This is a genomic window from Enterococcus gilvus ATCC BAA-350, assembly GCF_000407545.1.
Lineage (GTDB): Bacteria > Bacillota > Bacilli > Lactobacillales > Enterococcaceae > Enterococcus_A > Enterococcus_A gilvus.
This window is the reverse complement of the sequence record NZ_ASWH01000001.1, coordinates 642,348-665,000: the sequence shown is the minus strand read 5'-3', so window position 1 is coordinate 665,000 and position 22,653 is coordinate 642,348. Positions and strand designations below refer to the sequence as shown.

Annotated in this window: 27 protein-coding genes, 2 tRNA genes and 2 rRNA genes (1 of these 31 cut by a window edge); 7 read left to right on the top strand and 24 right to left on the bottom strand. The window is 42.2% G+C overall.

Going from position 1 to position 22,653, the window contains the following annotated elements:
* The 4 genes from I592_RS03245 to I592_RS03230 form a co-directional block, all read right to left on the bottom strand.
* Positions 1–647 (bottom strand): 23S ribosomal RNA (locus I592_RS03245); it reaches 2,266 nt to the left of the window's first position.
* Between the two features lie 242 nt (positions 648–889).
* Positions 890–2,448 (bottom strand): 16S ribosomal RNA (locus I592_RS03240).
* The 16S and 23S rRNA genes sit together here, the layout of an rRNA operon.
* A 355-nt stretch (positions 2,449–2,803) precedes the next feature.
* Positions 2,804–3,166, bottom strand: a complete 363-nt coding sequence (locus I592_RS03235; protein ID WP_174293655.1) for a hypothetical protein — start codon at positions 3,164–3,166, stop codon at positions 2,804–2,806.
* Positions 3,167–3,251: 85 nt separating this feature from the next.
* The gene (locus tag I592_RS03230) at positions 3,252–3,632 is read right to left on the bottom strand and encodes a CvfD/Ygs/GSP13 family RNA-binding post-transcriptional regulator (protein WP_010781649.1); all 381 of its coding nucleotides are present in this window, start codon (positions 3,630–3,632) and stop codon (positions 3,252–3,254) included.
* Positions 3,633–3,709: 77 nt separating this feature from the next.
* Between I592_RS03230 and I592_RS03225 the strand changes: the two genes are divergently transcribed.
* Positions 3,710–4,876 carry a MalY/PatB family protein gene (locus tag I592_RS03225; protein WP_010781650.1) on the top strand — a complete coding sequence of 389 codons (1,167 nt, stop codon included), beginning with the start codon at positions 3,710–3,712 and terminating at the stop codon, positions 4,874–4,876.
* A 25-nt stretch (positions 4,877–4,901) separates the two neighbouring features.
* Here the strand turns inward: I592_RS03225 and I592_RS03220 are convergent, their stop codons facing one another.
* Positions 4,902–5,489, bottom strand: coding sequence for a peptidylprolyl isomerase (locus I592_RS03220; protein WP_010781651.1), 588 nt, complete (start codon positions 5,487–5,489; stop codon positions 4,902–4,904).
* Between the two features lie 131 nt (positions 5,490–5,620).
* Here I592_RS03220 and I592_RS03215 point away from each other — a divergent pair, with 131 nt between their 5' ends.
* Both I592_RS03215 and I592_RS03210 read left to right on the top strand, forming a co-directional pair.
* Complete coding sequence (locus I592_RS03215; protein WP_010781652.1) at positions 5,621–6,604, top strand: NAD(P)/FAD-dependent oxidoreductase; 984 nt, start codon at positions 5,621–5,623, stop codon at positions 6,602–6,604.
* Positions 6,605–6,624: 20 nt separating this feature from the next.
* Positions 6,625–7,134: a phosphatidylglycerophosphatase A family protein gene (locus tag I592_RS03210; protein WP_010781653.1), complete on the top strand. Its 510-nt coding sequence runs from the start codon at positions 6,625–6,627 to the stop codon at positions 7,132–7,134.
* Positions 7,135–7,152: 18 nt separating this feature from the next.
* Here the strand turns inward: I592_RS03210 and I592_RS03205 are convergent, their stop codons facing one another.
* Genes I592_RS03205 through I592_RS03190 form a run of 4 tightly spaced genes read right to left on the bottom strand, consistent with a single transcriptional unit; the run spans position 7,153 to position 10,587 of the window.
* Entirely contained in the window at positions 7,153–7,788 is a 636-nt protein-coding gene (locus tag I592_RS03205; RefSeq protein WP_044926400.1) for a TIGR01906 family membrane protein, read from the bottom strand.
* On the bottom strand, positions 7,778–8,548 hold the full coding sequence (locus I592_RS03200; protein ID WP_010781655.1) for a TIGR01457 family HAD-type hydrolase: 771 nt from the start codon (positions 8,546–8,548) through the stop codon (positions 7,778–7,780). Before I592_RS03200 ends, I592_RS03205 begins: the two co-directional genes overlap by 11 nt.
* Position 8,549: 1 nt before the next feature.
* Positions 8,550–9,173: a YutD family protein gene (locus I592_RS03195; RefSeq protein ID WP_010781656.1), complete on the bottom strand. Its 624-nt coding sequence runs from the start codon at positions 9,171–9,173 to the stop codon at positions 8,550–8,552.
* A 34-nt stretch (positions 9,174–9,207) separates the two neighbouring features.
* Entirely contained in the window at positions 9,208–10,587 is a 1,380-nt protein-coding gene (locus I592_RS03190; RefSeq protein ID WP_010781657.1) for a bifunctional metallophosphatase/5'-nucleotidase, read from the bottom strand.
* Positions 10,588–10,683: 96 nt separating this feature from the next.
* Here I592_RS03190 and I592_RS03185 point away from each other — a divergent pair, with 96 nt between their 5' ends.
* The gene (locus I592_RS03185) at positions 10,684–11,163 is read left to right on the top strand and encodes a methylated-DNA--[protein]-cysteine S-methyltransferase (protein WP_010781658.1); all 480 of its coding nucleotides are present in this window, start codon (positions 10,684–10,686) and stop codon (positions 11,161–11,163) included.
* Positions 11,164–11,205: 42 nt separating this feature from the next.
* On the opposite strand, the gene I592_RS03180 is transcribed toward I592_RS03185, so the two are convergent.
* On the bottom strand, positions 11,206–11,703 hold the full coding sequence (locus I592_RS03180) for an LURP-one-related/scramblase family protein (protein WP_010781659.1): 498 nt from the start codon (positions 11,701–11,703) through the stop codon (positions 11,206–11,208).
* A gap of 45 nt (positions 11,704–11,748) precedes the next feature.
* Positions 11,749–12,618, bottom strand: a complete 870-nt coding sequence (locus I592_RS03175; protein ID WP_010781660.1) for an SPFH domain-containing protein — start codon at positions 12,616–12,618, stop codon at positions 11,749–11,751.
* A gap of 367 nt (positions 12,619–12,985) precedes the next feature.
* On the opposite strand from I592_RS03175, the gene I592_RS03170 reads away from it, so the two are divergent.
* From I592_RS03170 to I592_RS03155, 3 genes are all read left to right on the top strand, one after another.
* The gene (locus I592_RS03170; RefSeq protein WP_010781661.1) at positions 12,986–13,216 is read left to right on the top strand and encodes a hypothetical protein; all 231 of its coding nucleotides are present in this window, start codon (positions 12,986–12,988) and stop codon (positions 13,214–13,216) included.
* Positions 13,213–13,608, top strand: coding sequence for a hypothetical protein (locus tag I592_RS03165; protein ID WP_010781662.1), 396 nt, complete (start codon positions 13,213–13,215; stop codon positions 13,606–13,608). Before I592_RS03170 ends, I592_RS03165 begins: the two co-directional genes overlap by 4 nt.
* Before the next feature lie 180 nt (positions 13,609–13,788).
* The gene (locus I592_RS03155) at positions 13,789–14,043 is read left to right on the top strand and encodes a hypothetical protein (protein WP_010781664.1); all 255 of its coding nucleotides are present in this window, start codon (positions 13,789–13,791) and stop codon (positions 14,041–14,043) included.
* A 515-nt stretch (positions 14,044–14,558) separates the two neighbouring features.
* Here the strand turns inward: I592_RS03155 and I592_RS03150 are convergent.
* The 13 genes from I592_RS03150 to I592_RS03100 all read right to left on the bottom strand — a co-directional run bounded on the left by I592_RS03150 (position 14,559) and on the right by I592_RS03100 (position 22,646).
* On the bottom strand, positions 14,559–15,254 hold the full coding sequence (locus I592_RS03150; RefSeq protein WP_010781665.1) for a DUF3800 domain-containing protein: 696 nt from the start codon (positions 15,252–15,254) through the stop codon (positions 14,559–14,561).
* A gap of 160 nt (positions 15,255–15,414) precedes the next feature.
* Positions 15,415–15,488: transfer RNA gene (locus I592_RS03145), tRNA-Ile, on the bottom strand.
* Between the two features lie 49 nt (positions 15,489–15,537).
* A complete protein-coding gene (locus I592_RS03140; RefSeq protein WP_010781666.1) occupies positions 15,538–15,738 on the bottom strand; it encodes a cold-shock protein in 201 nt (66 codons plus the stop codon).
* Between the two features lie 214 nt (positions 15,739–15,952).
* Positions 15,953–16,024, bottom strand: a tRNA-Met gene (locus I592_RS03135).
* A 346-nt stretch (positions 16,025–16,370) separates the two neighbouring features.
* Positions 16,371–17,408 carry a GH25 family lysozyme gene (locus tag I592_RS20680; RefSeq protein WP_010781667.1) on the bottom strand — a complete coding sequence of 346 codons (1,038 nt, stop codon included), beginning with the start codon at positions 17,406–17,408 and terminating at the stop codon, positions 16,371–16,373.
* Position 17,409: 1 nt separating this feature from the next.
* Entirely contained in the window at positions 17,410–17,676 is a 267-nt protein-coding gene (locus I592_RS03125) for a phage holin (protein WP_010781668.1), read from the bottom strand.
* Between the two features lie 14 nt (positions 17,677–17,690).
* A complete protein-coding gene (locus I592_RS03120) occupies positions 17,691–18,029 on the bottom strand; it encodes a hypothetical protein (protein ID WP_010781669.1) in 339 nt (112 codons plus the stop codon).
* 50 nt (positions 18,030–18,079) lie between these two features.
* Entirely contained in the window at positions 18,080–18,205 is a 126-nt protein-coding gene (locus I592_RS22135) for a CD1375 family protein (RefSeq protein ID WP_010740102.1), read from the bottom strand.
* Between the two features lie 37 nt (positions 18,206–18,242).
* Positions 18,243–18,356, bottom strand: coding sequence for a CD1375 family protein (locus I592_RS22130; protein ID WP_010739627.1), 114 nt, complete (start codon positions 18,354–18,356; stop codon positions 18,243–18,245).
* Positions 18,357–18,701, bottom strand: a complete 345-nt coding sequence (locus tag I592_RS03115; protein WP_010781670.1) for a hypothetical protein — start codon at positions 18,699–18,701, stop codon at positions 18,357–18,359.
* Positions 18,702–18,711: 10 nt separating this feature from the next.
* On the bottom strand, positions 18,712–20,544 hold the full coding sequence (locus I592_RS03110) for a BppU family phage baseplate upper protein (RefSeq protein WP_016250183.1): 1,833 nt from the start codon (positions 20,542–20,544) through the stop codon (positions 18,712–18,714).
* Positions 20,545–20,571: 27 nt separating this feature from the next.
* Positions 20,572–21,621 carry a hypothetical protein gene (locus I592_RS03105; protein ID WP_010781673.1) on the bottom strand — a complete coding sequence of 350 codons (1,050 nt, stop codon included), beginning with the start codon at positions 21,619–21,621 and terminating at the stop codon, positions 20,572–20,574.
* A complete protein-coding gene (locus I592_RS03100) occupies positions 21,621–22,646 on the bottom strand; it encodes a phage tail protein (RefSeq protein ID WP_010781674.1) in 1,026 nt (341 codons plus the stop codon). The genes I592_RS03105 and I592_RS03100 overlap by 1 nt, the downstream gene beginning before the upstream one ends.
* Between the last annotated feature and the right edge of the window lie 7 nt (positions 22,647–22,653).

The window sequence follows — 22,653 nt, the reverse complement described above, 5'->3', positions numbered from 1 at the left end:
ACTTAACCTCGCAAGTAATCGTAACTCGCCGGTTCATTCTACAAAAGGCACGCTATCACCCATTAACGGGCTCTAACTTGTTGTAGGCACACGGTTTCAGGATCTATTTCACTCCCCTTCCGGGGTGCTTTTCACCTTTCCCTCACGGTACTGGTTCACTATCGGTCACTAGGGAGTATTTAGCCTTGGGAGATGGTCCTCCCGGATTCCGACGGAATTCCTCGTGTTCCGCCGTACTCAGGATCCTCCTAGGTGCCAGTCAAATTTTGTCTACGGGGCTTTTACCCTTTCTAGCAGACCTTTCCAGGTCCTTCGACTATCTCACTGAACTACCATATTGGAGTCCTACAACCCCAAGAGGCAAGCCTCTTGGTTTGGGCTTTTCCCGTTTCGCTCGCCGCTACTCAGGGAATCGATTTTTCTTTCTCTTCCTGCAGGTACTTAGATGTTTCAGTTCTCTGCGTCTACCTCTATTCAGCTATGTATTCACTGAAAAGTAACATCCTATAAAAGATGCTGGGTTTCCCCATTCGGAAATCTCCGGATCAAAGCTTACTTACAGCTCCCCGAAGCATATCGGTGTTAGTCCCGTCCTTCATCGGCTCCTAGTGCCAAGGCATCCACCGTGCGCCCTTATTCACTTAACCTTATCTTGACTTGCGTCAAGGGTCTTACTAATTTCCATGAGCGATCATGTTCCTTAGTAATAAATAAGCAATTGAACTTATTAAAAAACTCATTCAACGCGGTGTTCTCGGTTTGTTTAACATTTTGTTTCTGTATCCAGTTTTCAATGAACGATTTGAGAGTAAACCTCTCAAAACTGAACGAATAAAAGCAAGCCTGTGTAGTTTCCGTAACGTCCATCTGAGATGAACTATTTCCTTAGAAAGGAGGTGATCCAGCCGCACCTTCCGATACGGCTACCTTGTTACGACTTCACCCCAATCATCTATCCCACCTTAGGCGGCTGGCTCCAAAAGGTTACCTCACCGACTTCGGGTGTTACAAACTCTCGTGGTGTGACGGGCGGTGTGTACAAGGCCCGGGAACGTATTCACCGCGGCGTGCTGATCCGCGATTACTAGCGATTCCGGCTTCATGTAGGCGAGTTGCAGCCTACAATCCGAACTGAGAGAAGCTTTAAGAGATTAGCTTAGCCTCGCGACTTCGCGACTCGTTGTACTTCCCATTGTAGCACGTGTGTAGCCCAGGTCATAAGGGGCATGATGATTTGACGTCATCCCCACCTTCCTCCGGTTTGTCACCGGCAGTCTCGCTAGAGTACCCAACTAAATGATGGCAACTAACAATAAGGGTTGCGCTCGTTGCGGGACTTAACCCAACATCTCACGACACGAGCTGACGACAACCATGCACCACCTGTCACTTTGCCCCCGAAGGGGAAGCTCTATCTCTAGAGTGGTCAAAGGATGTCAAGACCTGGTAAGGTTCTTCGCGTTGCTTCGAATTAAACCACATGCTCCACCGCTTGTGCGGGCCCCCGTCAATTCCTTTGAGTTTCAACCTTGCGGTCGTACTCCCCAGGCGGAGTGCTTAATGCGTTAGCTGCAGCACTGAAGGGCGGAAACCCTCCAACACTTAGCACTCATCGTTTACGGCGTGGACTACCAGGGTATCTAATCCTGTTTGCTCCCCACGCTTTCGAGCCTCAGCGTCAGTTACAGACCAGAGAGCCGCCTTCGCCACTGGTGTTCCTCCATATATCTACGCATTTCACCGCTACACATGGAATTCCACTCTCCTCTTCTGCACTCAAGTTTCCCAGTTTCCAATGACCCTCCCCGGTTGAGCCGGGGGCTTTCACATCAGACTTAAGAAACCGCCTGCGCTCGCTTTACGCCCAATAAATCCGGACAACGCTTGCCACCTACGTATTACCGCGGCTGCTGGCACGTAGTTAGCCGTGGCTTTCTGGTTAGATACCGTCAAGGGATGAACATTTTACTCTCATCCTTGTTCTTCTCTAACAACAGAGTTTTACGATCCGAAAACCTTCTTCACTCACGCGGCGTTGCTCGGTCAGACTTTCGTCCATTGCCGAAGATTCCCTACTGCTGCCTCCCGTAGGAGTTTGGGCCGTGTCTCAGTCCCAATGTGGCCGATCACCCTCTCAGGTCGGCTATGCATCGTTGCCTTGGTGAGCCGTTACCTCACCAACTAGCTAATGCACCGCGGGTCCATCCATCAGTGACGCAAAAGCGCCTTTCAAATAGAAACCATGCGGTTTCTATTGTTATACGGTATTAGCACCTGTTTCCAAGTGTTATCCCCTTCTGATGGGCAGGTTACCCACGTGTTACTCACCCGTTCGCCACTCCTTTTCTTTCGGTGGAGCAAGCTCCGGTGAAAGAAAAAGCGTTCGACTTGCATGTATTAGGCACGCCGCCAGCGTTCGTCCTGAGCCAGGATCAAACTCTCATATAAAGTGTTTGAAACAATCTTGCGATTGTTAAGCTCAATTTAATAATTGACTTGCTAGCATATTACTTGCTATGTTGTTTGCTTCTATTAGAATAGAAGCGCCCTACACATTTGGTTTGTTTTATTCGTTCAGTTTTCAAAGGTCTACGTTGTTTGTCACTTTGTTTCAGCAACTTTTATATCTTAACAGGTTACTGAGTGAATGTCAACAACTTTTTTGAAGTTTTTTTAATTCCGAAAGCCATCGTTCGGCTTTCACTGCATCAGCAACGTTTATTAATTTACCACTTAATGAACTATCGGTCAACTGTTTTTTTCAAAAAAAAAGAACTTATTTTCATAAGCTCTTTTTACGTATCTATTCAAATAATGGTACACCTTCGATTTCAATCGTTCCAAGTATCTTTCTCAAGCTGTCAGGCGTCTCCCAGACAAATCCATTTGGCAGCGTAGTGACTTCTTCACTCGCCATTTCAAACACATAAAGGGGTAAGTTGTCGCCGTGTGACTGAGTATTCGTTAGTTCGACCAACCGAATATTCGTCACATCAATATGTAGTGTTGCTTTCAAAAAATTCAAAAAGCTAGCTAAAACAGTGTTTTCAGCTTTGGTATCAGTGCGGGCAAATTCTTTCTCATTTCCTATTTCGTGAACTAAAAAACGTTTCGATCCATCTTCTAAATGCAACATGATTGTACCAGATACTTGTTTTGTCACAATTTTCACCTCTGCAAAAGCTAATCGTAAATCGTCCCTATTGTATCATGTTTTCAGAAAAAAAGACAATTTTTGCATAAAAAGACGATTAGTTTTCAACTCTTTCTTTCAATAAGAAATCAATCGCTTCTTCTGTCCATTCAGGCATATTCTTTTCCAATGAACGAAACCCAATGTTTTTGTTGCGGTTGGTAAAGTAGCGTTTCCGATGATACGGCACTTCAACGGGATGCTCCAGCAATGTTCGCAATGACAAACTGATCTTCTTTGTATATTCATCAATGTCAATGATCTGCACCCTCACCAGTTGGCCGACCTCTAAAAAACTGTGAATATTTTTAGTGTAGCCGGATTGTACCTCTGATATGTGCACCAGCCCTTGCGTCTGATCATCCAATGAGATGAATGCACCGTACGGCTGGATACCTGTTACACGACCTTCAATAATATCTCCAATTTTATATCCCATTCATTTCCCTCTTTTCGCATGTTTCATTATACTGTATTTATAGATAAAATTGAAGTTATCAAACAGGAGGTACTAAAATGACAACTTTTGAACAGCCGATCGACCGGCTTGGCTCGAACAGCGTAAAATGGGACGCCATTCTTCACATGTACAATGAAAAAGAGTTGCTGCCCCTTTGGATCGCAGATATGGATTTCAAAGCTCCAGACGGCGTACTGAACGCCTACCAAAAACTTTTAGAGCACGGAGTATTAGGGTATGCAGAGACGCCTGAAAGTTTGTACGATGCCGTGATCGCTTGGGAGCAGGAGCAGCATCAATTAGCATTGGAAAAAGACGACATCCTCTTTTTCTCCGGCGTACTAGCTGGGATCAATACGGCGATTCAAGCATTTACAAAGCCAAATGATGCCGTCCTGATCCACGACCCTGTCTATCCTCCCTTTGCTGGGATCATCAAGACCAATCGTCGCCAGCTTGTCCGCAGTCAGTTGATTGAAGAGTCGGGGCGTTTTGTCATGGATTATGCAGATATAGAAGAAAAATTCAAACAGCACCATGTAAAGGTCATGATTTTGTGTAATCCTCACAACCCTGGCGGACGTGTCTGGTCAAAAGAGGAGTTGCAGCGTTTAGGTGCCCTCTGCCAGCAATACAACGTTCTCGTTTTAAGTGATGAGATCCATCAGGATTTGGTTTTTGCTCCTCACGAAATGACCTCCTTCTTTAATGCCGGAGACGCGTTTTGTTCATTCAGCTTGCAATTTACATCAATGACGAAAACCTTCAACCTTGCTGGAATCAAAAATTCAGTCGCGTTTGTAAAAAATGACAAGCTGCGCAAACAGCTTCTCCGCAAGCAAGAGGAGAACTTCCAGCAAGAGATCAATACCTTTGGCTTGGTGGGAATGGAGGCTGCCTACGAAACGGGGAAAGAGTGGCTAGAGGAATTACTCCCTTATATCCAAGCAAATGTCGCCTATACGCAAGACTTTTTCCAAAAAGAGCTGCCTGAAGTAAGGATCATGAAGCCCGAAGGCACCTATCTTTTGTGGCTGGACTTCTCCGCTTACGGCCTGTCAGATGAGGAATTAGAGGAACGGCTGATCCATAAAGGAAAAGTCGTCTTGAATGCCGGGGTCAGTTATGGACCGAGCGGAAAGCATCATATGCGGTTGAATGTCGCTTGCCCTCGCGCAACGTTAGAAGAAGGTCTGCGTCGCATCGTGACTGCTTTAAAATAAAAAAAACGGCCGATTGGCCGTTTTTTTATTCTGTAATTTCGATTGTTTCGATAACGATGTCATTCACTGGTTTGTCTTGCGGTCCGCGTTTTGTTGCACCGATATCGTCTACAACGTCCATGCCTTCAACGACTTGGCCGAACACTGTGTGACGGAAGTCCAACCATGGTGTTCCACCTTGTTTATAGGTTTCGATGATTTCGCCTGGGAATCCAGCTTCTTCTAATTGCGTCATCATGTTCGCAGGAACATTTTGGTTGTTGACGATGAAGAATTGGCTGCCGTTGGTATTTGGACCAGCGTTTGCCATTGATAATGCCCCACGCAGGTTGAATAGGTTGCGGGAGAATTCGTCTTCAAATTTTTCGCCGTAAATGCTTTCGCCGCCCATGCCTGTACCTGTTGGGTCGCCGCCTTGGATCATGAAATCAGGGATGACACGGTGGAAGATCACGCCGTCGTAATACCCTTTCTTCGCTAATTCAACAAAGTTTTTTACCGTTTTTGGGGCATCTTCAGGAAATAATTGTACGATGATATCCCCCATGTTGGTTTTGATCGTCGCTTTTGGACCTTTTTCTTCTGCTAAGTTTAATTGTGGAAATTGAGTCACTTCAATGTCCTCCTTTATTTTTTCACTGTGTCCATCATAACAAACTTTTCTCCATTTGCCACCTCTGCAAGCCAAGCGTTTCTTTCTCTCTCATTTATTTGTTACAATCGATGGGAAGAAAGGGTGTTGATATGGAAATTTTTGATATAACCATCGTAGGTGCGGGTCCAGTCGGGATGTTCGCAGCTTTTTACGCAGGTATCCGTCAGGCAAAAACGAAGCTGATAGACAGCCTGCCGCAGTTGGGAGGACAACTGACGACACTTTATCCCGAAAAAAATATTTATGATATTCCTGGATTTCCCGTCGTTAAAGCGGCAGATCTGGTTGGCAATTTAGAAAAACAATTACGCACATTTTCTCATACCTACTGCTTGGACGAAGAAGTCCTCGCACTAAAGCAGCACGACGACTACTTGGAGCTAGTCACGAATAAGGACAGTCATTACACGAAAGCCGTCGTTTTAGCACTTGGAAACGGATCGTTTCAACCAAGACGTTTGATGATCGATGACGCAGACACTTTTGAAAATCACGGCATTGATTATTACATCAATGATTTGATGAAATACGCCGGTAAAAAAGTGGCGATCGCTGGCGGCGGCGATTCTGCGATCGACTGGGCGTTGATGTTGGAGCCCATTGCCGATGAAGTCTCTATCATCCATCGCCGTAACAATTTCCGTGGACATGAGCACAGTGTGCAAAAATTAAAAGACTCCTCTGTCAACATTTACACGCCTTACCTCTTGAAGGAACTTCACGGGGAACAGGAATTAGAGGATCTGACTTTACAAAAAGCGAAAAGTGATGAGACAATTACGTTGAATGTGGATTATTTGATCGTAAACTATGGCTTCTCTTCTTCTCTGGATCATTTGCGCTCTTGGGGATTGGAAAGCACCCGACAGGCGATTTTGGTTGAATCAGATATGCGCACGTCGATCCCAGGCGTCTATGCTTGCGGAGATATCGCCACCTATGACGGCAAAGTGAAATTGATTGCTACAGGTATGGGTGAAGCCCCAACAGCTGTCAACAATGCGCTGCATTATGTAAATCCTAAAAACCGTGCACAGCCCGGTCATAGTACGAGCTTGTTTCCACAAAATTAATCGTCACAAGGAGGTACCACATGGTATTTGAAACGACGGCACTTGAAAAGAAAGCCCGTGACCTGTTAGAAGAACGCGGCGTCACCATCGAAGACATCGCGGACTTGGTCTTTTTTCTGCAAAAGGATTACATCGAAAAATTAGATATCGAATTGTGCATCCATAGCGTCAACCGTGTGTTGACAAAAAGAGAAGTCCACAACGCGATCATCACCGGCATTGAGCTGGACAAATTGGCGGAGCAGAAGAAGCTGGATTATCCTTTGCAAACGATTTTGGAAGAAGATGAAGGCCTTTATGGCATTGACGAGATCATGGCGCTGTCCATCGTCAATGTCTACGGTTCCATCGGCTTTACAAATTATGGCTACATCGACAAAGTAAAACCTGGCATCTTGAAAAAACTCAACGAACACGACGGCGTCCACGTCCATACCTTCTTGGATGACCTTGTCGGAGCAATCGCTGCGTCTGCTGCAAGCCGTTTGGCTCATGAAAATCCGCGAAACTTAGACAGCATCGTCAAATAAGAGCATTAAAAAAAGAGCTTAGCGCTCTTTTTTTAATGCTCTTTTCCCGAAATAGATCGGCAATAAATAGAAAATCTCCAACAACACGAAAAAAAGAATGAAGCTGTGGAGGAAAAATGTCTCTGGTAAAACGTTGATGATCGGATCAGTCGCCGGATTGAATATCCACGCATCGTTATTAAAAAAGACGCCATGGAACAGCACAAAGAAGCGATCAAAATTTACCGCCATCAAAAAGGCGATCACGATCGGAACAACGACCGCGATACGGAATGGTTGGATCATCGTCCACAGCCGCTGCTGCTTGTTTAGATGCCGAACGTAAACAATACTTGGAATGACCGTCACGAGCAATACGCCGTAGTTCACTAGAAACAGCCGCTTCACTTCATAAAAATGCAGCGCCCCATTTGCTGAAACAGGAAAATCCGTCATCTTCAGCGTCTCCACCCACGGCAGATTCAAGTAACGCATCAACTGATCGAAATTATGCAGCAGTTCCTTTTCTGACAGCGTCGTATAATCCAACAACCCCAGATGCCGAATGTCCAATTGATACAGCCAGCGCGCATTGATCGTCAAGGTGATGGCCAAGGTCAGCAAGGTCAGCAGCAAACAAACCAAGCCTAGACGTTCCAGTCCCTTAGTTTTCATCGAAGTGCCATTCATCCAACGACTCTACCAGGTAGGTCGGCGGAACAGGTAATGTAGGTACATCCTCTTTTTGAGTGAAGCCTGACAACACCAGCAAAGAATCGATCTCGTTGTTGATCCCGGCTAAGATATCCGTCGTATAATTGTCACCGACCATCAAGACTTCGGATTTCTCCATCCCTAAGATTTCCACGGCCTTCTCCATAATGATTGCTTCTGGTTTTCCGATATAGATCGCTTTTTGTTGTGTCGCAGCCTCCACCATCGCGATCACCGAACCAGCACCAGGCAGCAGCCCGCGCTCTGTCGGAATATTTTTATCTGGATTCGTTCCAATAAAGGTCGCCCCCTTCTGGATCGCAAGGGTCGCAGTGACGAAGTGTTCATAGGTGACCGCAGTATCCAGTCCGACTACGACATAATCCGGCTGCTCTTCCTCCCAAACATAGCCCGCCGAAAGGATCGGTTCGATCAGCCCAGGTTCGCCAATAACGAAGACCTTCTTCCCTTTCGCAGCGTCGTTCATATAGTCGATCGTTGCTAGAGTCGCTGTATAGACCGCCTCTGGACGAACGTGGATCGAAAATTCATTGGCTAAACGATCCGCCACCGTCGCAGGGGTCTTGGTTGTATTATTAGTTAGAAATAGAAAGGGGATCTTTCGCTCCTGCAAGTGCTCCACAAAACGCCGACCAGCCGGGATCGGTTCGCTTCCACGATAGATCGTGCCATCTAAATCAATCAAATATCCTTTATACATCTTAAGACTCTTCTCTTTGACGAATCACGAAGCGTTCGTCTTTTTCTTTTGTTTTCATTGGGACTTCTTTTTTCGGCTGTCGGTTTTTGATCACCGGTTTTTTCTTAGGCTTTTCTGCCACCGGTGCTTTTTTCTCTTCTACGAATGCTTGCGGCTTGTCTTTCCGTTTGCGCTTACGTTTCTTGCGGGTTTGTTGGCGTTTGCCGCCTGTTCGTTCCAGCACAAAATAAGCACAGCCGAAATTACAATATTCGTATAAATAATCTTCTAATGTATCAATGCGCTGTTCTGGCAAGCTTTTCCGATCGTCTTCGCGGAAAAAGCCCTTCAGACGCAACTGGTCATATCCCCAGTCGCCGACGATATAATCATAGCGTGTCAAGACCTCACTAAAGCGTTCACCTAAACGTTCGGCATCAAAGCCTTCACGATAATTTCTAACTAAACGGTATTGGCGTTCACCAATCAAAAGATTACTATCGTCGACAAATACGACGGGTTCGCCTTTTTTCTTTTCTTCAGCGGGTGTCTCAACGATTTCATCTAAGACCTCAGTCAGCTCATCTGTGACTGTTTTTTCTGGATGTTGTTTCTTCTCTTTTATGTCTCTTTTTTCTTTTGCCATCGTTTCACCACCTGTGTGATATTATACCTTGTTTTTATTTGATTGGGTAGTGAGTGTGGAGATAGTCTCCCAAAACACTGCGAATAAAATCAGGAAATAGAAATTCATACTGTCCAGCGATCTCGATCGTTGGGAAAAAGGGAACGAACATATAATGATCGACTGTTGCAAGTGTATACTCCATCTCCGGATCGATCGGCTCTCCCAGCCACCGTACTTGATGATTGACGGAATCGTAGGCGATCCCATCATAGACCAAGTGACCAAAGACTTTCCCGCGAAAACCCATGCCCATTACTGGAAAGTTGATCAAAAAATGGCGGTTCTTTTCCATCTCTAAAATCAACCGAATCAGATTGGCGCCGTCTAGCGTCACTTTGATCAAGTGCATCGGATGCGGCAGTGCTCGGTGTAATTGGTCTTGATCGACGACTCCGGCAGGTACATCTGTCAAAAACAACCCTGAATTCAAGACGGCGGCGTCCACGTTTGCAGCTTCCTTGACCGCCTTTAACGTGTCCACGATCATCGGATGCTCCGATTGGAGATCTGTACGCATCGCGTAAGGAACTTCCGCCACTTTCTTTTCAGCCAATAGACGATGCCCTTTCGTCAGATACCCCTCGATCTCCCCCTGGTCTTCAGGCAACGCCAGCATCTTTTCAGTCGCAAACGTCCGCGCGCTCGTCTGCTGGATCTGATGCTCCTCATCGACCGTTAGATGCACTTCTCCCACGTAATACCCGTATTTTCCCGCTGCGGCTAGTTGGACCGGTCCGATCTTCTCGCCTGTCTCAAACAAGTGGTGCGTATGGGAGCCTAGTATGACATCGATCGCCGGCAATTCACGCGCGATGCGGCGATCCACACTGATACCGAGATGACTCATCAAAACCAGCACGTCCACCTGCGGACGAAGCTCCTCCACCAGATTTGGTAAAATGTCCATTACTTGACGAATGTCCCAGCCGTTCGGATTATAGGTCAATGGAAACGGCGCGGTAAATGCCAGCAGCCCGACCTTGGTCCCCTGTTCGGTCGTAATGATTTTCGATTGCTGCGCCCACTTCGGCGGCTGCAAGGTTTGCTTATCAAAAAGATTGTCTAAGAGCACGTCAAAATTGGCATGATCGTACAACCGATTCAATTCTCCCTTTGAATTTCCAACACCTTCATTGTTACCGATCGTTGCCGCGTCATAATGGATCTGATTCATTAGCTGAACGTTCGCCTGCCCATCCGTCGCTTCGGTCAAAGGATGCCAGCGGTCGACAAAATCGCCAAGATCGATCGTAATGATCCGTTGCTCCGCCGTTTCTTCCTGCTTGCGATTCAATAGGAAGCGGCGGATTTTTGGCCAATTTTCTAAATGGGAATGGAGATCATTGGTATGTAAAAGAATAATTTTTTCCATTATCCTACCTCGTTTCAACTCTTTTTGTCCCATCTATAGTAACATATAGCCAAAGAAGACCAAACGGACTCGTTTGGCTAAAGAAGGGGAAGACCTATGACATTCGAAACGATTCTTGGCACGCTTTGGCTAAATGCGAATCAAACGGCGTTGACTGAACTATCTTACACACCGATCGAAGAGCACCCTGACGCGAACCAAGCCATTTTGCAAACGGCCAAAAAACAACTATTAGCCTTTCTAAAAGGCGAACGCCAAACCTTTGACGTCCCTTTCGCCTTTGAGCGGGGAACGGATTTCCAGCAAGCCGTCTGGCAGGCCTTGATAGAGATTCCTTATGGTGAGACCTGCAGCTATTTAGACGTTGCCGAAAAACTCCAACGACCAAAAGCCGTCCGCGCCATCGGTCAGGCCAATCGTCAGAATCCGCTGCCTATCCTCATCCCTTGTCATCGGGTGATCGGTAAAAATGGCAAGCTGACGGGCTATTCTGGCTCTAGCGAGGCTGGTCTGAAGATCAAGGAACAGTTACTTGCGATCGAAAACCCTGCTCTGCAAGAAATCACACTCTTTTAACGACAAAAAACCGCGACTGAACGTTCTTCAGTCGCGGTTTTTTTAATTCGAGGCAGACGTTTGCGCAGCGTCCTCGTCTTCTTTGACACAATCGATTGCTATGACTAGAGAAACGATCAGTTCTTCCAGTGCGTCATTCAAGATCGTGATCTCATAGGTATCGCCCCACGAGATCCAGCGTTTATGGATCTCTGCCACTTTGCGTCCTTTTTGCGAAACTTCAAAATCCATATCCCACCAATTGCCGTCGACACTGATGTCTTCAGCAGAGATCGAATATTTCGCTTTTAGAAAACTCACCCGTTTAGAGATTTCGATTGCCTCTTTCCCATCCATCTCAACAAAGAATTTTGGCAAGAGACTGATGACTTTCTTCGTGATGCGGCTGACCTCATTGCCGTTTTCATCTTCGATTCGGAAGGTCTTGGGGATCTTCATGAAACTTCCTTTGACAAAATAGCGGGGACGTTGGTCTTCATCGGTCACCGTGAATTTTTCACCGATACTGAAGACCTTTTGTTTGATGTACAGTTTTTTCATCGCGCTTCCTCCTATTTCCTATTCATTTACTCCGTGATACAGTGATTATTTTTCAGACAAATCACCTGTGTTGATGACTGGCTGTGTGCCCTTATCCGTAATGATCGAGACCAGCAGATTGTTGATCAGTTGCACTTTGCGGTCATCTGTAAAATGGATGTCTTGCCCATTTTCGATCTGTTCCAATGCCATTTGCGTCATGGTCACGGCACCTTCCACGATAGTTTGCCGCGCAGACAGGATCGCTTTGGCTTGTTGCCGCTGCAGCATCGCGTTGGCGATCTCTGTCGCGTAGGCCAAATGATTCAATCTGGTCTCAATGACCTCCACACCGGCCATTGCCAATCGTTCCTGTAATTCCTGTGCCAATTCTTCTGAAACCTCGGTAGTATTGCCCCGTAAGGTCAAATCGTCCTCGTTAAAGGTATCGTATGGGTATTGGGTCGCAATATGACGAATAGCCGTCTCACTTTGTATCTCAACGAAATCCAAATAATAATCCACGTCGAACAACGCTTTGGCTGTATCCACGACCTTGAACACTACGACCGCAGAAATCTCTACCGGATTGCCGTCTGAGTCATTGACCTTTAACAACGAGCTGTTGAAGTTTCGTACCTTCAAAGAAATCGGTACCTTCCGCGTCAAAGGCGTGGTGATGAACAGCCCATTCGCTTTGATCGTACCTAAATATTTTCCAAAAAACAACACCGCCTTCGCTTGATTCGGTCCAACGATCGTCAATGAGCTGATGAACAGGATCGCGATGATCCATAAAATGATCCCTATGATTATCATCCCTAGACGTTGATTGCTGCCGCCTGTGATAACGAACCACGCACCGCCTAATAATACGAGGATCAACCCGACCAATCCCGCGTACCCATTTATATGAAAAGCATTTTTCTCCTTCATCCTTCGCACCTCCAACTTTAGTACCCTCAGTGTACGCTTCTTTTCAAAGCGCTTCAATCAATTAAGCTAAATAAAAAAACGAGCCCTCAGCCCGTTTTCATAAAAAAAGCAGACTCGAAAGTCTGCTGTTGGTTTCATTCATATCAGACACATGCCGGATCCTACTTAGTTGGATTACTACGAAGCAAATGTTCTAAAACACTGTCAAATCAACGTTTTTGTCGTTCAATTTATACAGAATATTCGCCGTTATTTGATAACATTAGCAAATGTTTGCCCCTTTTTTGCCCCTTTTTTTATTCTTAAGAAACTGTTCGCTTTACATTATAGAACATATGTTCGTATAATGTCACAAAGAGGTGATCATATGGATATGAGGAAATCATTTATTATCGACTATCTATCTGAAGAAAACATAGAACTTTTTAACAGCGCTTGTGAGGAAGACCAATTTATGGCCGAGATCGACATGTTACTTATTCTTAGAAAGCATCAAAAGCATAATAAGCTTAAGTGCGACAGAGAGATTGTTACAAATCAAAATGGTGCTACCAAATTAAGATATATCATTGAATTAGAGGCAGATGATTATAAATGATCTACGATGACGAGTCAGCTATCAAACTGTTTTTAGAAGCTAAAAAAGTTTACGAGGACCGGAATATGCTTAAATGGATCGGATTTTACCTATCCGACCAAACAGCAGCAATCAATAAGGATGTAACCGAACGGTCTAAGGTCAATAATCAAAAACCGTTAATGCAGAGTGAAGAAATCGAAAAGGTCTTAAACGAAGCTAGACTAAAAAGCAAACCTGTCTCTGTTCAGTTAGAAGCCCTCAATGAAAATGCACAGTATTATGATGATGTTATAGGAATGATTCGAGGTTACGATGAGTTAGGAATTTACATAGGTGATCAAAAAGTACATTACGATGAAATTAGAAATGTTGAGGTTTACAACTGGAAAAAATGGAGTGAACTGAAATGAATCCTATCTTCTCTTATCATCTAGGATTGATAACATTCGATCGTCTCCAAGTCTTATTGTGGGATTTCGGTCCTAACGCTATAGATGAAATCGGAGAAAGATGCTTTGCTTTCTACTGCAGCAAAGCCAATGGTCTTCATAATTTTGATTACTACATACTAAAATATGGGAGTGGTTTAAATGATATGTATGAATGGTATTGTGAGTAGCGTAAAGATTCTAAAGTATTCGGAGCGTCCCCTCGTCTATTTTAAGCTTGATGATCAGTCATGTTTAATTGCTGGCCACTCGTTGAATTTTCTTGCAGATGTAGAAGATGGAATGCGGATCGCTGTTGCTGGGGAGTACAATAGTAGGAAACAGTTTGTGGTGAAGAAATACGCGGTGATTGGCAAGACGAAGATTATGATGGAGTTTGAAATGATGAGAATATAAATACCCACTCTCTAGTAGGATAAAGAGTGGGCAAAAGAAAGCGAGAGTGGACTACTCTCTACTTAATAGTTTATCACTTTTAGGTTTCAGTGCAATAAAAAAAACAGGCACCTATCGCCAGGGTGCCTGCCCTCCCTAAAGGGAGTAGAAATGGATAGTTTCTGATTGTTAGTTTAGCATAAAACGGTTTCATAAACAAGAATTATACGATCTTAACGCAAAAAGATCACCCGATTACTCGGATGATCCTTGCAGAAAATAAAGATTTTCTTGGATTGATGCTATTATACAATGTAACGCTTACATGCGCAATAGAAAAAAGACCTTAGCTCTTGCTAGGGTCTTTTTTAAATATAATTTTTAAAATTAGACGACTTTGAGGCGACTACCACACAGGCAGCTTACTGATTATATATTACTTCCATAATATAATTTCGCGCTATTCAAAGAATTACAATCTAACTTCTAATAAATCATAGCATAGAAACAAACTGTGAGCAACCAAAAAGCAAAATTTATTTGCAAATGTCAATGTTGCAATACCTCCAAGGGAAATAATGTGGGCATCCTATATTACATATTTCCAGCAATTTCCTATTTCTTGCATCGTTATTGCTTCCCCAAGCGTGGTTTTTCGCTACTCTAAATACTGTATTAGCAAACAAATCAACAACTTGAATCAAATCCTTTGACTTAGAATCTTTATAAGAGGTTTTTAATTCATTAAGTGTCGATGTTTCAATCATAAATTTTATTTGTAAATAATCTTCCAAACTATTTAGTGATTCAATAGCTGTGTTTCTATCGTCCAACATAATTTTCATAATGTTTTTCGATGAACTAGTGGAGATTTTATGGATATTGTTTAATGTCAGGTAGGTAAAATAATTGAAAGCTAAAGCAGTATTCGATTTTAAACTATCAATAATGTTAAAATTGTCAATTATTTTAAAATGAAACTTAACATCAGTTTTTTCTGCCAGACTTTCGAAAATAGTTTTTTTCATTCCGTAGGGCATTTCGGATCCTTTAATTTCATCTTTTATATCAAAATCGGTATCATGATTCTTGATATATTTTGCTTTAGCTTTTCTAAATTGTCGAATAACATTATACGGCTCGTCCGTTTCTAAGAATGCTATAACAAAAAAACGCGTACCTGGATACTTACTAGTAGTTATGCAACCAGACTCATCTACAAAAATCCTCATTTTTTATCTCCTACAAACTTCTTTTAAAATTATTTTACATCCCTCTCTATAATTTTTCAATGTAATTATAGTAAAGTCATTTATAAAACAATCATTTTTCTAAAATGGGACTGAAAAATATATAAAAAGCCCCTACTCTAAAGAGCAAGGGGTTCTACTACGTACCCCGCAGGACTCGAACCTACGACCGGACGGTTATGAGCCGTCTGCTCTAACCAACTGAGCTAAGGGTACAAAAAAGCCGTCCCTAGGAGGAGACGACCGATATTTCAACTAATTTTTATTACGCTTTTTGAATGTTTGCAGCTTGAGGTCCACGTTGGCCTTCTTCTACGTCGAAAGTCACTGCTTGACCTTCTTCTAAAGTTTTAAAGCCGTCGCCTTGGATAGCTGAAAAATGTGCAAATACATCGTTGCCATCTTCACCAGTGATAAATCCAAAACCTTTGTCTGCGTTAAACCATTTTACTGTACCGTTACTCATGTGTATTTCCTCCTGATACGTATCAAAGTACGTTCTTTTTTTGCAATTAATTCTTGATAGTAAAAGGATTTCAATACGGTTAAATATATACAGTCCACATCACATTTCAAAATCGATTACTTATGAAGCTTAACATAGTTTAGCAGCATTAGCTAACTATTTATTTTATTAGTCATTATTGGAAAGTATTTTAGCAATTATATACTCGCGATTACGTACCCCGCAGGGCTCGAACCCGCATCTTCCGATATGAACCGGAGTATTCTACCAATTGAACTAAGGGTACTTTAAATGAGTATTATTATTTTTTAAACGTGTTACAATAAAGAAATAGAACGTCAGATCTTCCCCACAGTCCACTTCCCCAAGTAACTGTATCTGACGTTCCCTTTTTTTATGGGCGAGTGACTTCCCAATAGAGTAGATGTTACCTAGAAACCGATTTCTTTGCAAATGATACACTCATGTTTCTAAGTTCCACAAAAAAAAACAACCAGCCCGCACACGACTGGTTGCCGAAAGATGAAACTAAGTTATGAAAAAGAAGTAAGTTCTGGCAAAACTTACACATTCATAATAGCTCTTTTGTTAATATCTTGCAAGCGCATTCTCGTCTAAACTCTTTTTTAATGTCACTTAATATCGTGATACCAACGAGTCTCTGTGAAGTCTTGGAAGCCTCCAGCTGTATTCCCCTTTGGATCATTTGTTGCTCGAAGTAGAACGATTACAGAATGGCCCTTGAATTGCGCTAAATCAAATTCTGTTTTAAATCCAACCTGGTCATAAGATAATCCAAATGCTTTTTTAACATCTGGACGGGCAATTGGTTTGACTTCTTTTCTGGCAAGCTCCTTATTTTTTACTCGATCCATAACGATAATAAACTCATGCTTTGAAGCAGTTGTATGCCAACCTTCCACTACTAATTTGTTACCTACTGTACCAAAACGATCCAGATGAGCTTTGTTTTGCGGGAATTTAGGATCTTGCATAATCGGGAAGTGTTGCCCCGCGGTTGTTGGATCAACTGTTTTGTTTGGCTTAACTGGCTGTGGTGCTGGACTAGGCTTGTTTGTTTGAGAAGGATTTGCGTATTTATTCCACTGTTCTTTAGTAACATAGAACTTACTACGATCTACGTCAGCAGCACTATACTGCCAACCAATCATATTTTTCCACGGTGAAATATTATAGATAAATTCTGGAGCGTTCCAATCCCGTTGAGTGTTTGTCGGATAACCTGCAAACCACAAAGCACAATCATTCACGAGGTTTAAGCAACGATCAATATCTTGACGATTGCCGTAAAGCACACACCAGACACCTGTTTTTTCATGTACGCGATTGACGAATTGACGTGCCCAATTCGTATTATTGTAAGATGCGTTTTGATATTCTTCCCAGTCTAAAATCAAAATGGCTTCATCAATATATCCTTTAATATTTGCTAGAAAATAATCGGCTTCTGAAATGGGGCTTCCACCTCCGGCGTAATGATATACCCCGAGTAATAATCCATGCTGTTTTGCTAATTGATACTGAGCATCACACTTAGGATTAATATACCCCGTTCCCTGCGTAGCTTTAACAATACAAGCATCGGCCCCAGCAGTGATTGCTTGTTGAACTGTTTGATGTGAAGCCACGTCTACTACGTTTAATACCATGTTATTTGTCCTCCCTCTTCGGTTTTGAATAGGTCAATGCCTGTTCGCTATCAGACAATCCGTGCGTCGTGGGATCGGCAGTAATTCCCAAGAAAGCCAGTAGAGCGAACAATGCGTTGATTACAGCTAATGCTTTATCTCCGTATGAAGAGAGATCTAATGTATAGCCAAATGCAGCTGCGACCGCTTGGGCTAACAGAATGATCAATGGGACAACGCCCACCCAAAATGCTTTCGATTTGATTCTTAATTTCCAATTAATTTTCATTTTTATACACCTCTCTAGTTAAAAATTAAATTTAAGATCACCGTAATCAAGCTGCTTGCTCCGGCAATCCCTAAAATAAGTTTCCAGCGATTTTCTGTATTCAGCATCTTCAATTCATCTGAGCGCTTTTCAGCGTCCGTGTTGCGTGTCAGAATCGCATTTAGAATTTCATTGTTCTGTTTCATCTGTTCCGTGTTCTGTTCACGCAAGTATTTATTTGATTCATCCACTCGAATCAAACTTTCATCCATTGTTTTTTGCATTGCTAGGGACCGCTCATTCAATCGGCTAATTTCTTTATCATGTTGTTTAAGCTTGTTTTCATGCTCCTTCACCTGCGTTTCTAGTTCCATCCACTTGACTCCCCCTTCCAATCAAAATAAAAAGCACACTCGAAAGTGTGCTACTCTGCTAATTCTGGTAAATCCATATCCAACAAGATTTCTCTCACTTGTTCGCGGATCAGACCAGGGACTTGTTCGATCGTCTTTTTACCTTTGATAATCAACGTCGCATAGACTACTGCCATTGTATTCACCTCTTTTCTGAGCAAATAAAAAGCAATCTTAATCCGCAATGTCTGCATCCAAGATCGCTTGTACTTCTTTTCTAATTGTCTTTGGTACTTCCTCAATAGTTTTCAGACCTTTCTGAATCAAATTGACGTAGATATTTGCCATTTATTTAGCCTCCTTGTTTGCAGGAACCAGCATTTCATAAACTTCGGCTATCGCTAGTTGCGTATCCGTCATTTGGATTGCTTGCTCTTCAGCAGCCTTCTTAAGCTCCTCGTTTTCTCTTTGAACTGCTTCTGTTAAGGATTCAAGCATTTCTATTTGTTCAGAGTAATTTTGAGTGACGACTTCTTCCCATTTATTTTTAGAGAAATTATAGAACTGAGATTGCGGATTTTTCAAATTCTGAAGCGGCACATCTTCCACAAACGGAATAGAAGTTGGAAAATCATCTGCGACCTCGTGTTCCTCGTAACCTACTGGATATAGGACCTTATAAATAGTTTTCATTTCTTTCCTCCTATAATTTATTTTTTGCAAAATACACAGCCGATCCAGCATAATAACTATTCGCATTAAGCCCCCACAGTGCAGTTACTTTACCCGAAGCATCTATAGTCAATGCTTTGTCATAAGTAATATCTACTTGAATTGAACCAGAGGGGATAATATCAGCTTCTAAAACGTCAATGAGGTTCCCACCAGAGGCAATATTTGTACTTCTACACTGGAAATTAAAATTGACTAAAATCCAATCTCCGTATCGTTTAAATCTAACTATTCCAGATTGAATAGAGGAATCTGTTTCGCTAGTATGATCAAATACAATTTCTCCTTTTTGGGACAGCACGTTTCTCCCATTAACCTGAAGTCCGTTTGCAAAGTTCTTAATTCCTAAAACTGTTTCATTCTCTGTCAGAGATATGAACTTGTTTTTGGTCCATTCTGCAATTGATTGAAAAACCCTAAGCGGAGTCATCGTTTTAGTATTATCCGTTCCACCTTTTGCTTCTTCTTGTGTCGCAAGATTTTCTACGTGATTGGCCGCGATTGTTGACTCAATAAATTCGTGTACAGAAATATTGATTTTAAACGATAGACTTATATAATCCGAGTTAACTGTAGAATATGCACTGCCATCAGATGCTTCAGCATAAGCTAAAACATGAATCATTCCGTCATCAGTAATGTAATGATTATTCGTGTTTTCAAGTCCAAACATCTCGATTAATGAAATATTTGAACTTGTTGAACTATTACTGCCTAGCCAACTACTCGCTAAGATAGACCAGATTCGCAAATTGACTTTGTTTCCTTCAGATGACTTTCCGGAAGCCCACAAGCTCAACAATCTGTAAGAAACGATTTTTCGAATAATTTCTACACATTGTAAATTTGTTTTAGCGCCCATACTACTAAAGAACCGAACTCCAAGCTCACGTTTTAAACATTCTAGAATATTGAACGAATACAGATTAGCTGACATTCTATTTGCTACATTTTGAGTAGTCACAAAATTTCTATTATCCTTTTTTTCCAGCAGTTCGTAATACGTATCTTTTAATTCAAAACCGCCAAAATTCTCAGGACTTGGAAGCGTAGCAATCGTATTGTGCCGAGCAATGTTTGGATTTTCGATAACTGACCCAGAAATTTTACTCTCAAAATCAGTTGTAAAGGTCAATTCAACTTCATCTTTTCCAATGATTTGATAGATCACGTTAGCGGAACTTTCTGCTTTCGTGAATACGTCATTGTCATCAATCTTTTTACTGATTTCATCGATGCGAGCATTCAAATTCGTGTTAGCAGTTGTAATACTTTGCTCTAGCTGTGTGACTTTAGTTTTAGCTGTAGTAACGTCTGCAGTCAGACTATCAAGTAACGTCTTAGCTTCTAACTTAATAGTTGCGATTGTCTCGTGATACTGTGCCATGATCTCGTTAAAGCCTTTCCAATAATAATCTTCCAATTCAGGAACATCTTCATCGATAGGGCTTCGTTTAATGTCAAAAGTAAACCGGCCGGCAGTATCAAGTGATCGCGAATCAGGTAACTCAATATAAACCGAACCATCTACACGGCCAACGTACCCCAAAATATTGTCTTCTAAAACAATAGAGACTATTCCTTCTAAAGCATTCTCAATTACCGCATGGTAAATATGACGTCCTTTTCCCTTAGCTGCTGTGACTGAATTGAACTCTAAAAGGATCGGAACGATTGTGCCTTGAGATAAAGTCTGATTTATATGACCTTTTTTCAACTGAATGATCAGTTTAGCAGTCCCTTTGTCATGGGACCAAAAAACCACTCCAGTAGGTATAGGAGTGGTTGCTTCAGCTTGAATCACAATTATTTCTTCTCTTGTTTTGAACAATTAGATCACCGACCCCTTTGTTAATATCAATCCTCTTTCGATCGTTCTAGTATTTGTTGTAGCAATATTTAAATCACTCGGAATTCTTCCTGTGCCGTTCCAAACCACTAACAGTTCGCTATTTGAAGAGCCTTTAATACCGGATACATTTACCTCAGCCATCCCTACTGCATACAAGCACATCAGTTGATTGATAAAAGCAGTATCTGACCCAACCGTGGCTTTTGAGCTTCCTCCAACATAAATAGATTTGTGATTGGCAATTGACTTTGTATTCTCTGCAAACTTACATTTTGCCAAACTCATGTATCCGCCTTGTTCTTGATACAGCGAATACCTTGTATTACCTATAGACGGTGCATTTCCTTGATCTATAAATTGGATCCCTCGTAATTGAAGGTACCCAGTGCAATACATAAACGACATTGACCGAACTTTAACTGGACAATCAGTTGTTGACGGATCAAGATTCGTCGTATCTTGGACCGATCTGATATAAATACCTCCCGAATAAATATTACGGAAACGTACATCTTCAAGAAACGTACCATCTTCAACGAGGATAACGACTTGGCTCGACGTTAATAGTGGAATCGTGTTCACTGCAGCTTGGAGTGTCTTAAACGGTAACGCTTGCGACCCATCCGCTGTGCTATTGTTGCCTCGCTCCGTTGAAACATAGATAGTTAGAGTACCACCGTATTCCCCAAGTATTTTATCAAGCTTCTTATTTATTTCTGAGATACTTACATTCTGATTTTCCAATTCTGATCGTGTTTCCGCCATGTCTTCATCATGCGTGAACTCCCCAGCGAGTAGTCTTCCCTGAAGTGTATCGAATTGTTGTGCTCGGTTATTTACTCGTGCGTCCACTACCTCATTTGGCGAATCACCGCCCGAATGCAGGACTAAATTGTCAATTCTCTTGTCAACGACGTCAATTTTTTGATTTTGGTCACGTGTAATACCGTTCAAAATATCCACATTATCGTTGAACGTTTTTTTCCATTCTGTTGAAATCTGATTTTTAATGAGTTTTAGTAGTTCCACTAAATCACTCCTTTCCTAGCTAAGTTCGCTAGTATTGATGTCATTGTTTTCTTCGTATTTGATAACGTGATTTCAGGCGGTTTATTAGGCAATGCAGGGTACGTCTTAATTCCCACAATTTGAATGTACGTTTTTATATTTAAGGGTTCGTAAATAAAAGGTACATAGTCACCTTTTTGTGGAGTGATCCGCCATTTTAAGGTTACTGAACCACTGATTGAAGGATAATCTTGTAAATCTTTTTTTAGTCGTTCCATCATGTTACCAACAACCGTATATCGCTCATCTTCTACCGGGTCTTGTATCCGTATTCCCCATTTCTCCGATTCGGGAGAAGTGTAAGTAATTGGAGAGAAATAATACGTATCATCTTCCTTTTTCTTACCAAAGCCTTTAATCTGCGTTTTCAACGAATAGGTGTCTATGTCGAATTTCACTAAATCTGTGTTGTATTTGTATCGAATCTGCTCCTGAACTTTATCTCCGAACTCTGATCGTGGATAGAATGTTAAATGTTTATTGTCTGGAATGACCACCGCATCATAATCACTTAATATTTCTTCAATCAGCTTTAAGTAATTCGCATTGCCAAAGTTTTCTTGTTCAACCGTAAGAAACTTTTTATTTGGGTCTACGATTTCCCAAGTGAATCCTCGATTTCCAGCGCTGAAGATATGGGAAAGTAGTTGTTGTATACTTTTCGCTCCGTTCGGCTGCAGAGTATTGTATTGTCTTCCATCCTGGATCGTGTAGTAAATATGCGTAGCAGTGATACTCTTGGTTACTTGTGCTCCTTCGCCAGATGTCGTCATAGATTTGATAATGAATTCTTGACCATTGAATAAAACAGAATTTTCATAATCAACTAGGTCAAAAGCATAGCTGTTTACTTCTGTCTTAGTCACATCTAAACTGACTTCCCACGTTTCATTCTGTTGCCAATTCTCAAAAAAAGAGTCCTTGTTATAATCAACAAGGATCTCCTTCTTTGTCTTTTCGTAATTCTGAATGATGATATTTGTCACGTTATCA